Source organism: Actinomadura miaoliensis, from assembly GCF_039536785.1.
GTDB lineage: Bacteria > Actinomycetota > Actinomycetes > Streptosporangiales > Streptosporangiaceae > Spirillospora > Spirillospora miaoliensis.
In genome coordinates this window covers 188,209-201,805 of sequence record NZ_BAAAZG010000052.1, presented here as the reverse complement: position 1 = coordinate 201,805, position 13,597 = coordinate 188,209, and the positions used below count along the sequence as shown (strand labels likewise).

Below are 13,597 nucleotides of genomic sequence, written 5' to 3'. Positions count from 1 at the left end.
CCCGGCTCTGGCGAATTCTTGACGGAATCGCGCGGTCGCGGTGAGGGACGGCGGGTAGTCAACGTGGAGTTGTGCGGCGGACAGGCCGCGAGATGTTGCCGATCGCCTGGCGTCGTCCAGGATTCGAGAGGACGACGATGCCGAATCCCACATATCCCGGCGTGTACGTTCAGGAGGTGGCCGGGGGCGCGCGGCCGATAGAAGCCGTCAGCACGTCCACTCCGGCATTTGTGGGGCTGGCCGAAATGGGGCCGGACGACACGGCCCTCCGCGTCACGAGCTGGATCGAATATCAGCGGTTCTACGGGTCGTTCGTCAAGCCCGGATATCTCGCCGAAAGCGTGTTCCAGTTCTTCAACAACGGCGGCCGCCAATGCTACGTGGTGCGGGTGACCCGCGGCGACGCCGCGGCGGCGTCCGTGACGGTCCAGAACACGGCGAACCCTCCGGTCCCGGGGATCGTGATCTCCGCCAGGAGCAAGGGCGCCTGGGCCAACCGACTGGTGCTGACCACCGAGGACGGCTCGGCCGATCCCGGCAACGAGTTCAGGATCAGCGTCCGGCGCCAGGACGACACCGCGCTCCCGGAGGACCTGGCCGGCACCCCGCCGCTGGAGGTGCACGACAACCTCAGCATGGACCCCGACGCGCCGAACTTCGTCACACAGGTCCTGCGCGCGAACTCCGACCTCATCGACGCCAAGGTGCTGAGCACCAACACCAGCCTCCAACGCGGTCGCCACCGCGGCGGGAAGAATCCGCAACTGCCGCTGCAGGAGCGCCGCAGCTTCCTGATCAACGTGGACAACGACGGCTACCAGCAGGTCGATCTGCCGGACGCGGTCGCGGCGTCGACGGACCCGGCCGAGATCGCCGCGGCGATCCAGACGGCCGTGCGGAACCTCACCATCCTGAAGGCCGGCACGCCGGCCGCGGCCTTCAACGCCTTCACCTGCACGGTCGAGGGCACCGGAGCCGACGCCGCGCTGCTGCTGCAGTCCGGAACCGGCGCCGACGCGGCGACCGCCAGCAAAGGTTCGTCGGTGCTCGTCCAGCCCGCGCGGCGCAACGACGCCGCCGTCAGGCTGCGGCTCGGCGAGGGGGGCGGCGGCGTCTCACAGAACGCGCTCGCCGTGCGGCGTCCGCCCGGCATCGCCGCGCTGCGGCTCGGTGTCAACGCCAGGACCGGCCCCGTCACCGACGTCCGGCAGGGCACAGACGGCACCGCCGCCCCATCGTTCACGGACGCCTTCCCGCGGCTCGACCAGAAGACCGATTTCAGCCTGCTCGCCGTGCCCGGCGAGAACACTCCGCAACTGGTGGACGAGGGCCTGAGATATTGCGAGAACAGGCCGTTGCGGGACGTCTTCTACCTGGGCGAGATGGCCCGGAACTACGTCACGGCGGACGCTGCCGAGACCTTCCGCAAGCGCCTCACCAAGCCGAACTCCTACGGCGCCCTGTACTTCCCCTGGATCAAGGCGCTGGATCCGTCCGGCGTCTCGGCCGAACCCGTCCTCCTGCCGCCCTCCGGCTACATCGCGGGCCTGTACGCGCGCATCGACGCCAACCGCGGCGTGTGGAAGGCCCCCGCGGGCACGAGCGCGAGCCTCGGCGGCGCCGTGGGCCTGGCGGTGGAGCTGACCGATGTCGACCACGGCAACCTGAACCCGCTCGGCGTGAACGTGATCCGCCGGTTCCCGGCCGCCGGCATCGTCGCCTTCGGCGCCCGGACGATCAGTTCCGACCCGGAATGGAAGTACGTCCCGGTGCGGCGCATGGCGATCATGCTGCGGGTCAGCGTCTACCACGGCATCCAGTGGGCGGTGTTCGAGCCCAACGACGAGGTGCTGTGGGCGCAGCTGCGCCAGAACATCGGCGCGTTCATGATGACCCTGTTCCGCCAGGGCGCCTTCCAGGGGGCGACGCCGTCCGAGGCCTTCTTCGTCAAGTGCGACGGCGAGACCACCACGCAGGCCGACATCGACCTCGGTGTCGTCAACGTGCTGCTGGGCTTCGCGCCGCTGAAGCCGGCGGAGTTCGTCGTGGTGAAGGTAAGCCAGCAGGCCGGCCAGGCGCACTGATCCGATCCGGGAGACGTCCCATGCCAAGGTTCACGGTCAACACCGACCGCTTCGACCCGTATCTCAACTTCAAGTTCAAGGTGATGCTGGACGGCCAGTACGTCGCCGGGTTGAGCAGGTGCAGCGCCCTGAAGCGGACGACCGAGGTCACCACCTGGTACGAGGGCGGCGACCAGGCGGGCCCGCGGCAGCTGCCGGGCAAGACCAAGTACGAGCCCATCACGCTGGAGGCGGGCATCACGTTCGACCGCACCTTCGAGGCATGGGCGAACGCCGTCCACAACTACCAGGGCGAGGCGGCGATGTCCCTGAAGAACTTCCGCAAGAACGTCAACATCGACGTCTTCAACCTCCAGGGCACGCTGATCCTGCGCTACCACGTCTACAACTGCTGGGTGTCGGAGTACCAGGCCCTGCCGGAGCTGGCCGCCGACGGCAACGCCGTGATGATCACGACGGTCCGGCTGGAGAACGAGGGCTGGGAGCGGGACGCGAGCGTCCGCGAGGAACCGGAGAGGTGACCGCGGGATGCTGTGCGTACTCCCCGGCGGCCTCGTCGACGAGGCGGGCACGGTGCACGACGAGGTGGAACTGCGCGGGCTGTCCGGGCGCGAGGAGGAGCTGCTCGCGGGCGACGGCGGCGCCGAGACCTGCGCGGCCGCGCTGGTCACCGCGCTCCTGAGCCGCTGTGTGCGGCGGATCGGCGGCATCCGGCAGGTCGACGCCGACGTCACGCGCCGGCTGCTGGTGGCCGACCGGCAGTTCGTCCTGCTGAAGGTCCGGGAGGCGACGTTCGGCGAGCGGGTCCAGGGCAGCGTGCCGTGCCCCTGGCCGGACTGCGGCAGGCGCGTCGCCGTGTCCTTCTCGACGTCGGACGTGCCGGTCAGGGCCGCGCGGGACAAGGGTCCCGTCCACACGGGGGTGCTGTCCGCCGACGCGATGCCCGGGGCGGGGGACGCGGACCGCACGGTCGCCTTCCGGCTGCCGACGGGGGCTGACCAGGAGGCGCTGTCGGGGCTGCTGGAGGAGAACGAGGCGGCCGCCCTTACGGGGCTCCTGGCGCGCTGCCTCCTGCGTGTCGGCCCGGACGCGAGCGTCGACGAGGAACGCGTCGCGCGGCTGTCGCCGTTGGCGCGGCTGGAGATCGAGCGGCGGATGGAGGAGGCGGCCCCGCGCGTGGACCTGCTGATGGAGGCGGAGTGCGCGCACTGCGGGCGCGCGTTCAGCGCCCCCTTCGACCCGCAGGGCTTCTTCTTCGGCGAGCTGCGCGCGACGGCCGATCTGCTGCGCCGCGAGGTGCACTATCTGGCCTACCACTACCACTGGAGCGAGCGGGAGATCATGGAGATGCCGCGGGCCCGGCGCGGCCGCTACATCGCCGTGCTCGCCGACGAGATCGAGCGGTCGAATGAGTGCGTCTGAGCCGCTGGGGCAGCGTCCGCCGGACTACCTCCTGGGGGTGCTGAGGGACGGCGCGGCGCGTTTCGTCTACCGCGGCACGGTGCGCGCGTTGCTCGGCGCGCCTGCGGGGGCACCCGTCGTGCCGTCTCCCGGCTTGGCCGTGGGGTGGTTCCCGCAGCCCGGGACGCCGCGAGCAGTCGACACCGGCATGCCGGTTTTCGCGGACGCTCTCGAACGGTGGCCACGGCCTGCCGCCGACGGTGCGCCGCGGCCGTTCGCCGACGTGGCCGCGCCGCCGGACGTGCAGCGGGTGCCTTCGGCGGCGGACGAGGAGTCTTCGGGGGACGTGCCCGCGGCGGCCGCCCTCGGTCGGCCGGGCGGGACAGGTGCCGAGCCGGTGCCCCGCGGCGAGGCAGGGAACGATAAGGCGACCGACGACGGGCCTGGGCGGGGCCGTGACCTGCCCTCGTCGCCGGGGGCGGATCGGCCGCCGGTCACGCGCCGGGTCGAGCCTGTCGAGCTGCGGGTTCCGGGGGTGTCGCGGAGGGGTCCAGCCGATCGTGGGGTTGAACGCGTCTCCGGCCCGGACTCCCGGGGTCCGGAACCGCACCGCATGGCGGGCCCGCCCGAGCCGGGCCCCGCTGCCGTTGCCGAGGTGCGGCTCGTCCCTATGGCCGCGCCCGCCCCGGGTTCTGCCGCCGCACCCGCCGGTTTCCGGGCCGAGCCGGGCCCTGGTGTTGGTGCCGGTCCGTCGAGGGCGGCGGTCGAAAGCCGGGGGACGGTCGTCGCCGTGCCGGTCCGGTCGGCGACCGCCGTGGCGGAGGCGGCGTTGGGGCGGGAGGTCCTACGGCGACCGGACGCGGCGTTCAGCGAACCGGCCGGGGCGATGCCGCCACCGTCCGCTCCTCACCGCGTGGACGGTGCGGCGCCTGTCAGGGCATCCAGCCGTCCCGCGTCGGTCGACGCGCCGCGTTCCTCCACGGCCGCAACGACACGCCCCGCCCCAGTCCCGTCCGCGTCGGCTCCGAATGCGACGCCCCTGGAAGCGGCCGCCCCCGCGCCGCCCGTCGACGCCGCCGCACCCGTGTGGCCGGACGCCGGGGACCGGCCCCGCGCGGCCTACTGGGAGCGGCGCCTCGGCCACCTCCGCACGCGGGTCCGGAGGTGGCGATGAGCGCGAGCACCGCGATCGGCATGGTCAGCGAGTCGCTGCAGGACATGCTCGTGACGGAGATGGCCGTCACGCCGAGCGTGCCGGTCACCGTCCTCGGACCGGACGAGCCCGCCGCCGACCGGCGCGTCAACCTGCTGCTCTACAAGGTCACCGAGAACACCTTCCTGAAGAACATCGACTGGCAGGTGCGCCCCGGGACCGCGGACCGGCTGACGCCCCCGCCCCTGTCGCTGAAGCTGTCGTACCTGCTGACCGCGTACGCGCCGAACGACCCGTACACGGGCAACGCCACCGCGCACGCGCTGCTCGGCGAGGCGATGCGGGTGTTCCACGACAACCCGGTCGTCACCGACGAGTTCCTGGTCAGGGGGCTGCGGGGGGCGCCGGAGGAGATCCGGGTCGTGCACGTCCCGCTGGACCTGGAGGAGCTGAGCCGGATCTGGAGCACCTTCACCCGGCCCTATCACGTGTCGGCCTGCTACGAGGTGTCCGTCGTCCAGCTCGACGCGAAGGGCACGGTGCACGCGCCGTCCAAGCGGGTGCGGCGGATCGGCGTCCCGGATCCGCAGGCGCCGTTCCATCCGCCGACGGTGACGGCGATGACGCCGATGACCGGGCCTCCGGGCACCGCCGTCCGGTTCAGCGGGGAGCACCTGTCGGGATGGCGGGCGGCGGTGCGGGTGACGGGCCGGTCCGTGGTCCAGGGGCTGGAGCTGACGGGCGACTCGTTCGACGTGACGCTCCCGGCAGGCCTGGAACGGGGGTTCCACGAGGTGCGCGTCGACGTCTCGGGCCTGTTCCGCCGGGTCTTCGCGTTCGAGGTGAGCCCATGACGCCGGCACCCGCCGAACCGTATCGCGGCTGCGCCGAGCATCTCGCCGACGAGCTGCGCTGGCTGGACGCCGTGCTGCGGCTGCGGACCGCGCGCTTCCGCCGGCGGCTCCAGGCGGCCCCGGCGGCGCAGGCGCTCTACATCTCCCACGAGGAGATCGACTGGCTCCTTGGCGACGGGGCGGCGTCCCCTGCGGGGCTCCCCTCGGACGAGGAGGAGTTCCTCCGGCTCGAAGCCAACACGTCCGAGGCCCGCGTCCAGGAGCGGGCCCGCCGCACCGCCGAGGCCGGATGCGACCTGCCGCTCACGCGCCTGACGCGGCTGCTCGGCCTCTCGCCGTTCGAGCGCCGCGTCGTCGTGATCTGCCTGGCGCCCGAACTCGACCGCCGGTACGACAAGATCTACGCCTACCTCCAGGACGACATCACCCGCAAGCGGCCGAGCGCCGACCTGGTGCTCGACCTGCTGTGCGACGACCGGGAGCAGTGGCGGACGGGCCGGGCGCTGCTCACCCCGCAGGCGCCGCTGCTCCGCCTCGGCATCCTGCACGAGACCGGCGATCCGGCGAACCCCTCGGGAAGCAGCGGCCTGGGACGGTTCCTCGGCCTGGACGGCAGGATCCTCGGGTTCCTCCTCGGCGACGACACGCTCGACGTCCGGCTCCAGGGGCTGGCGCGCGTCGCCGAACCGGACGCCGGGCCCGCCGCGTCCGTGCACACGGCGATCGAGGAACGCACCGTCCGGCTGGTGGGGCACGGCCTTGCCCAGCACCGGGCCGACCGGCGACCGCTCGTCCTCTACCTGCACGGCCCGCGCGGCACGGGCAAGCACCGGCTGGCGCTCAGAGTGTGCGAATCCCTCGGCCGCCGCCTGCTCGCCCTCGACGTGCCGAAGCTGCTGCAGCGCGGCGCCGAGGCCGAGAACCTTCTCGCGCTCGCGGCGCGGGAGGCGCTCCTGGGGAACGCCGTCGTCTGCCTGGAGGACGCCGACGCGCTCATGACCGAGGACGCCCTTGCCTGGCTCACGGCCGTCACGCGCCTGCGGTCGCCGCTGGTGATGCTCACCGGGGAACGTCCGCACGGCCGTCCCCGCGCGGTGCGCGGCATGGCGTTCCACGCCGTGGAGCTGCCGATGCCGGGGCCCGGACTGCGCGAGCCGGTATGGCGGGAGAGTCTGGGGCCGTACCGGGTCCCGGACGCCTGGGCCGCCGAGCTGGCCGGGCGGTTCCGGCTCACGCCGGGGCAGATCCGCGACGCGGTCGCCTCGGCGGCGCGTGAGGCGGCGGCCCGGGGCGGGCACGGGTTCGGGCTGGACGACCTGTCCCGCGCCGCCTGCCACCAGTCGCGGCACCGGCTCGGCGAGCTGGCCGTGCGGATCGAGCCCCGCGCGACATGGGCGGACCTCATCCTGCCCGACGACCGGTTCGCCCAGCTCCACGAGATCTGCGGCCAGGTGCGCCACCGGCACGAGGTCTTCGACCGGTGGGGCTTCGCCCGCGGGGCGAGCCGCTCCCAGGGCGTCAGCGCGTTGTTCTCCGGCCCGCCCGGATCCGGCAAGACGCTCGCCGCGGAGGTGATGGCCGCCGAACTGCGGTTGGAGCTCTACAAGGTGGACCTGTCGGGGGTCGTGAGCAAGTACGTCGGGGAGACGGAGAAGAACCTGGCCAGCCTCTTCCGGGAGGCGGAGAACAGCAACGCGGTCCTGTTCTTCGACGAGGCGGACGCGCTGTTCGGAAAGCGCACCAGGGTGTCCGACGCGCACGACCGTTACGCCAACATCGAGACCGGCTACCTGCTGCAACGCATGGAGGCCCACGACGGCGTCGTCATCCTGGCCACCAACCTCCGGGAGAACATCGACGAGGCGTTCACCCGCCGGATCCGCTTCGTCGTCGACTTCCCCTTCCCCGACGCCGAGAGCCGCCGCCGGATATGGGCCGGGCAGTTCCCCGACCGGGCCCCGGTCGGCCCGGACCTGGACCTCGACGGGCTCGCGCACGAACTGAAGATCGCCGGCGGGACCATTCGCAACATCGTGCTCAACGCCGCGTTCCTCGCCGCGGGGGACGGCCGCCGTATCGACCGGCGCCATGTCGGACACGCCATCCGGCGCGAGTTCGAAAAGATCGGCAAACGGTGGGACGGCCTCGAGACACGTGACGACGTGAGGAGGCGATGATGACCCTCGCCCGGACCACCCGCGACCGGCGGCGCACCGGCACCACCGCGCCGCCGCCCGTCCCCGCCGCCCACGCGGACCGCCACCACGCCGATCCCCGGCTGCTGCAGAGGCAGCTCGGCAACACCCTCGTCGCCGCGCTCTCCGGCGCGTCGCCCGGGCGGACGGGCAGGCCCCTCGACGCGGCGACCCGCGCTCTGATGGAGGCCCGCTTCGGCCACGACTTCGGCGCCGTCCGCGTCCACGACGGCCCGGCCGCCGCCCGCTCGGCCGCCGACCTGGACGCCGCGGCCTACACCGTCGGGCACTCCGTCGTGCTGGGCGGGGACGGGTACGCGCCCGGCACGGCCGCCGGGCGGCGCGTCCTCGCCCATGAACTGGCCCACGTCGTCCAGCAGGCCCCCCAGCCGACCGCGGACGGACGGCGCGCGCCGTCGCCCCCGGCCACCGCCGAGCGGGAGGCCCACGCCGCGGCCGAGGCCGCCGCCCTGGGACGGCCGTTCCGCATCCGCGAACGCCTCGCCCCCGGAACCGTCGCCCGCCAACCGGCGACGCCGTCCACCGCCGACGTGGCGGCCGAGGACGACCGGCGGCTGGCCGCCCTGGGAATCACCCGCCAGCAGCTGATCGACTGGGCGACCCTCCCGAAGGGCGACTTCATCGGGAAGTACGGCCTCAGGTTCTGGTGGAACTTCCCGCGCGACCAGGTCCGGGCCCTGCCGGGGTCGTTGCTGCAACGCGTCCTGCCCCAGGAGGACCAGACGCTCTACATGTGGCCGAGCGGCCGTGTGTCCACCGTCGCCGAGGAGAGGTCCGCCAGAGTGGCGGAGTACCGGCCGCCCGGCACCCCCTTGGCAGGCGTGGTACGAGGCACCGCCCTCCTGGCCGGTGCCCGCCCCGAAACCGCCGAGGCACTGGGAGAGGCCGCGGAAGTGGTCGGAGCCGGCCTCCCCCTGGCCGCCGCCGGCCTCACAAAAGGCATGGCCGCCAGAAAGACCCAACCCGCCGCCCCACCCCGTCCCACCGCCAAGCCCACACCGCCAGCCCCCACCACCCCACCACCCGCACCCACCGCCACCACGCCACCGGCACCTGCGACCACCCCGCCGCAACCCGCCACGACCGCTCCTCCGGCGCCCACCACGCCACCACCAGCGCCCACGACGACCGCGCCTCCGATGCCCACGACAGCGCCCGCCACCGCGCCACCAGCACCCACGACGCCACCAACGGCGCCCCGCACCACGACCGCTCCGCCGGTACCGGGCACGGCTGTGCCACCGGCCCCCACCGCGCCGCCGCCACCGGCACCCGCCGCGCCACCCGCGCCCACCACAACGGCGCCGCCTTCTCCCGCACCCGCCGCGACCGCGCCGCCGGTGCCCGCGGCGGAGGCCAAGCCGGTGTACACGCCTCCTGAACGGCAGTTGCCGCCGCATGTCGAACCGCCGCCCGAGGTGCCTTTTGCGCGGAACGTCGCCAGCTACGGCGAGCGGGTGGTCGAGCCGGAAGTGCTCCGGCTCCGGCCGAGGGCCCGGCCGATGTCCGCGAAGGCCATCGGATTCGACGCCCATGAGGGCGCCCGGGTCGTCGGGGTCACGACGACCCAGGAGCGCGGCACGACCGTCGTCGACGAGAGCATCTCGGGTGGGAACTGGATTCAGGTCAAGGGCGTTTCCGCGGCACGCGTCGACCTGGTCAGGAGGAACGTCGACGAATCGATGGCCAAGGCGGCCGATGCGTTGAAGTTCGCACGCCGCAACAGCTTCGAGAAGACCGGGCCGAAGAGCGCCTACCGCACCACCTACGCGGGCCCCCCGGACCGCATCACCATATTCCTCAGGCTGCGAAGCGGGGCCGTGACGCCGGAGCTCGACGCAGCCGCGAAGAAGGCCGTCGAGGATTCCGCGTACAAGTCGGATCTGCCCCCCGTCGATGTCTTCATCTTGGGTTACTAGACGGGGGGAGCATGCCTGACGGGTTCGCCAATCGGCCGCGGATTCTGCGGGGGGCGTTCGTGGAGTTCGGGTTGAGCCTGCCGCCGTTAATGGTGGTGTTCCAGTTCAATCCGGTGGAGCTGAGCCGCAGCCGCAGCCTGCGGTTCGCGGCGCCGAGAGGTTTCCAGCCCGGGGGCCGCGGCGACTCGCTGCGGAGGTTCCACGAGCGCAACAGCGACCTGACCACGCTGCGCGACCTGCAGGACGTGTCGGTCGATGAGGAGAACATCGCCTTCGACATCCGGCTGGACGCCAGTGAGGGGCTGAACGAGGGCGACCCGGTCGCCGGGCGGTTCGGCATCTCGCCGCGGCTGTCGACGCTCGAACTGATGGTGCGGCCCAAGGGCGAGGGCGTCATCGAGCAGGGCCTGAGGGCGCTGGTCGGGTCGCCCGGCGGGTTCAGTTACACCAAACGGCCGAATCCGCCGCTGGTGCTGTTCGTCTGGGGACGAAAACGGGTGGTTCCGGTGAACATCAACGGCCTGGGAATCGTCGAGACCGAGTACAGCGCTGATCTCAGTCCCGTTCGCGCCACGGTTTCGGTGAGCCTGACCGTCATCGAGGGTAAGAGCGTCCCGCAGATGTACACGAACGCGATGAAGGAGGCGATGTCAATGGTGAATCTCGCCAACATCGCCGATGCCCAGAACGTAATGATCCCGGAGTAATTATGGTGTCCTCCAGGATCTCCCGTTATTACGGGCTTCCGGATGTGGTCGACCAGGATCCACGGAAGCCCGGCCGCAACGTGGTCTCGACGGCTCTGCGCGTTCTGCCGGACGTCCACGGGACCTTCCAGCACACGATCGTGGACGGGGACCGGCTGGACCAGCTCGCGTACCTGTACTACCAGCAGCCCGGGAAATGGTGGCGGATCTGCGACGCGAACCCCGAGTTCCTGTCGCCGCTGGAGATGCTCGGGCGCGGGCCGCTGCGCACGGTGCGCGTCCCGCTCGCCGTTCCCGCCGGCGGGCAGCCCGGGTGGGCCGCGCTGGCCGTCTCTCTCGCGGCCGAGCCCGGCGTCGAGCGGTTCCGGTTCGTGGACGATCCCCGAGCGGGCCAGGACCTCGCCGTCGTCGTCACCTACAACCGCTTCGTCGTCGGTGAGAGCGCCCTGAGGGGCCTGGCTGGGAAGGCGGGTTTCCGCGCGGAAACGCCTGAGGTCGTCGGGCGCGCGGGAAAGCGCATCACGGTGCCGCCGGACACGGCGCGTTGAGGGGGTGGCGATGCTCGTCGAGACCATCAAGATCGAGATCGACGGCCGGGAGGCCGCCGACATCTATCCGGACGTCACGTACGTCGAGGTGGAGCTGGACGACGAGCTCCCCGGGATGTTCCGCCTGCGGCTGCCGATGCTGCTGCGGCCCGACGGTTCCTGGACGTTCCTGGACGACGAGCGTTTCCGCGCCTGGACACCGGTGGTGATCTCGGTGGGTCTCGACGGCCCCCCGGAGGAGATCATCAGCGGCCACATCACGCATGCCAAGCCCACCTTCGACCCGGATCCCACGCGGTGCGTGCTCGACGTCTGGGGGCTGGACGGCAGCGTCCTGCTCGACCGCGAGGACAGGCTGACGGCCTGGCCCAACCGGAAGGACAGCGACATCGCGACCGAGATCTTCGGCGCGTACGGGCTGTCCAGCGAGGTGCAGGACACCGAGGTCGTCCACGACGACGCGGTCTCCACGATCATCCAGCGGGAGACGGACTGGCGGTTCCTCGGCCGCCTGGCCAGGCGCAACGGGTTCGAATGCTACGTCGAGGGCACCACCGGGCACTTCCGGGCGCCGCGGCTGGACCGGCGGCCGCAGGCGCTGCTGGCGGTGCACTTCGGCGACGAGACGAACGTCGACCGGCTGTCCCTCGAAGTGAACGGGATGACGCCGGCGAACGTCGCGATGCACCAATTGGAACGCGACACCAGGCAGGTGCTCAGCGTCACGGTCGACTCCGCCGACGAGCGGCGGCTCGGGGCGACGGGCCCGCCGGCCGGGCCCGGCGCCGGGCCGGGATCCGGGCCCGCGACGCTCGTCCTCGGGCAGACCGTGACGACGGGCGCGGCCGAGATGACGAACCTGTGCCGGGGGATCTTCCAGCAGCAGGAGTGGTTCGTCACCGGCGGCGGAGAGGCCGCGGCGAACGAGCTGGGCGCGGTGCTGAAGCCGCGCGGGACGGTGACCGTCAAGGGGATCGGTGAGACGTTCAGCGGGGTCTACCTGGTCTCCCACGTCGTCCACTCCTTCTCCGAGGACGGCTACGTGCAGCGCTTCGAGGTCAAGCGCAACGGGCTGCTGCCGACCGGCGCCGAGGACTTCGCGGCGGCGGGCCTGCCCGGCCTGCCGGGAGGGGCGAGGTAGGCGATGAGCACCACCGAGCGCATCCTCGCGGACCTGGTGGCCCAGGTGGAGAACAGGTACCACGGCAAGTACCGGGGCGTCGTCGTGGACAACGCCGACCCCGAGCGGCTCGGCCGGTTGCGGGTCCGCGTCCCCAGCGTCCTGGGCGCGGACGTGGTGACCGGGTGGGCGCTGCCGTGCGTCCCGTTCGGCGGGCACCCCGACCAGGGCTTCCTCTTCGTCCCCGAGGTCGGCGCCGGGGTGTGGGTCGAGTTCGAGGAGGGCGACCTGGAGTTCCCGATCTGGGTCGGCACGTACTGGAGCAGACCGGGCCGCGACAGCGAGCTGCCCCGGCCGAACCGCGCCGACGGCGGCGTACAGCCCGGCGTCCAGGATCCCCCCACCCGCAAGATCATCAAAACGGCGAAGGGGCACACCCTGCAGTTCGAGGACGCCGACGGCGCCGAGACGGTCACCGTGGTGCAGGCCGCCGACGGCCATGTGATCACGCTGGACGGCGACGGCATCAAGCTGACCGACGGCAGGTTCGGCAACCGGATCACGCTGGACGCGCGCGGCGTCACGATCGCCGACCGCAGCGGCAACGAGGTGGTCGTCGACCGGTCCGGCATCCGGATCGGGGGCGGCGCCGCCGAGTCGCTCGTGCTCGGCACCAGCCTCGCGGCGGACGTCGCCGCCTTCGTGGCCGCCCTCAACACGCACGTCCACGTCGGCAACCTGGGCGCGCCGACCTCGCCGCCGACGGTGCCGCTGCGGTTGCGGGTGCCGCTGTCGTCCAGGCACAGGGTGGAGTGAGCGGGGATGGCGCTGCAGGCCGGAACGGTGCACGCGGACTCGGGCATGAGCAAGGAGATCTACGACCTGCTCGACCGCCTGCTGTCGCCGCCGTTGCAGAAGGCGGTCGACGACGCCACCGGCGAGGCGAAGGTGAAGGCGCAGCAGGCGCTCGACGCGGCGCGCGACGGCTGGCGGAAGCTGGCGTTCGCCGTCGCCAGGGGGGTGATCGGTCACATCGTGGCGAACATGGAGGTGGCGGGCGTGCAGACGAAGGGGGACGTCGCCGCGTCGGTGTCCGGGTCGACGGGCCCCGCCCCGCCCGGACCCCATCCGCACACGGTCGCGCTCACCGCGACCCAGAGCGGCGTGACCTTCGTCCAGAGCAACGACGGCACGGGCAGGGTGAGATGAGCGAGCCGGCCGCCGCGCCCGCCACCGACCCCGTCACGCTGGCGTTCCCGTTCGCGACGACGCCGGCGGGCGGCATCCGCGCCGCCCGCTCGGACGACGGCATCCGCGGCGCGATCCTGCAGATCCTGTTCACCGCGCCCGGCGAGCGCGTCGAGCGGCCCGACTTCGGCTGCGGGCTGTTCGACCTGGTCTTCGAGCCGAACGACCCGATCCTGGCCGCCGCCATGGAGTTCACCGTCGGCCAGGCGCTGACGCGCTGGCTCGGCGACCGGATCGTGGTCGACGGCGTGGACATCGAGCCGGCGGGCGAGCTGGTCACCGTCGAGATCGCCTGGGTCAGGAGGGCCGACCGGGCCCGGCAGTCCATCCGCGTCCAGTTCAGATAG

At 72.4% G+C, this 13,597-nt stretch carries 12 protein-coding genes; all 12 read left to right on the top strand.

The features are described 5' to 3' along the window. Nucleotides 1-137: 137 nt before the first annotated feature. A complete protein-coding gene (locus tag ABD811_RS33635) occupies nucleotides 138-2,084 on the top strand; it encodes a phage tail sheath family protein (RefSeq protein WP_344955846.1) in 1,947 nt (648 codons plus the stop codon). A 20-nt stretch (nucleotides 2,085-2,104) separates the two neighbouring features. Next, entirely contained in the window at nucleotides 2,105-2,605 is a 501-nt protein-coding gene (locus ABD811_RS33630) for a phage tail protein (RefSeq protein WP_344955844.1), read from the top strand. A 7-nt stretch (nucleotides 2,606-2,612) separates the two neighbouring features. Beyond that, nucleotides 2,613-3,506, top strand: a complete 894-nt coding sequence (locus ABD811_RS33625) for a T4 family baseplate hub assembly chaperone (protein ID WP_344955843.1) — start codon at nucleotides 2,613-2,615, stop codon at nucleotides 3,504-3,506. 1,149 nt (nucleotides 3,507-4,655) lie between these two features. After that, nucleotides 4,656-5,492 carry a Pvc16 family protein gene (locus tag ABD811_RS33620; protein ID WP_344955841.1) on the top strand — a complete coding sequence of 279 codons (837 nt, stop codon included), beginning with the start codon at nucleotides 4,656-4,658 and terminating at the stop codon, nucleotides 5,490-5,492. Beyond that, nucleotides 5,489-7,669: an ATP-binding protein gene (locus ABD811_RS33615; RefSeq protein ID WP_344955839.1), complete on the top strand. Its 2,181-nt coding sequence runs from the start codon at nucleotides 5,489-5,491 to the stop codon at nucleotides 7,667-7,669. The genes ABD811_RS33620 and ABD811_RS33615 overlap by 4 nt, the downstream gene beginning before the upstream one ends. After that, nucleotides 7,669-9,627 (top strand): eCIS core domain-containing protein, encoded by a 1,959-nt coding sequence (locus ABD811_RS33610; protein ID WP_344955837.1) that lies wholly within the window; start codon nucleotides 7,669-7,671, stop codon nucleotides 9,625-9,627. The genes ABD811_RS33615 and ABD811_RS33610 overlap by 1 nt, the downstream gene beginning before the upstream one ends. Nucleotides 9,628-9,698: 71 nt before the next feature. After that, nucleotides 9,699-10,334 carry a hypothetical protein gene (locus ABD811_RS33605; RefSeq protein ID WP_344955835.1) on the top strand — a complete coding sequence of 212 codons (636 nt, stop codon included), beginning with the start codon at nucleotides 9,699-9,701 and terminating at the stop codon, nucleotides 10,332-10,334. A 2-nt stretch (nucleotides 10,335-10,336) separates the two neighbouring features. After that, on the top strand, nucleotides 10,337-10,882 hold the full coding sequence (locus ABD811_RS33600; RefSeq protein WP_344955833.1) for a hypothetical protein: 546 nt from the start codon (nucleotides 10,337-10,339) through the stop codon (nucleotides 10,880-10,882). Between the two features lie 10 nt (nucleotides 10,883-10,892). After that, nucleotides 10,893-12,023 carry a phage late control D family protein gene (locus tag ABD811_RS33595; RefSeq protein WP_344955832.1) on the top strand — a complete coding sequence of 377 codons (1,131 nt, stop codon included), beginning with the start codon at nucleotides 10,893-10,895 and terminating at the stop codon, nucleotides 12,021-12,023. A gap of 3 nt (nucleotides 12,024-12,026) precedes the next feature. Further along, nucleotides 12,027-12,818, top strand: a complete 792-nt coding sequence (locus ABD811_RS33590; protein WP_344955830.1) for a phage baseplate assembly protein V — start codon at nucleotides 12,027-12,029, stop codon at nucleotides 12,816-12,818. A 6-nt stretch (nucleotides 12,819-12,824) separates the two neighbouring features. Further along, entirely contained in the window at nucleotides 12,825-13,211 is a 387-nt protein-coding gene (locus ABD811_RS33585) for a hypothetical protein (protein ID WP_344955828.1), read from the top strand. Beyond that, on the top strand, nucleotides 13,208-13,597 hold the full coding sequence (locus tag ABD811_RS33580; RefSeq protein WP_344955826.1) for a GPW/gp25 family protein: 390 nt from the start codon (nucleotides 13,208-13,210) through the stop codon (nucleotides 13,595-13,597). The genes ABD811_RS33585 and ABD811_RS33580 overlap by 4 nt, the downstream gene beginning before the upstream one ends.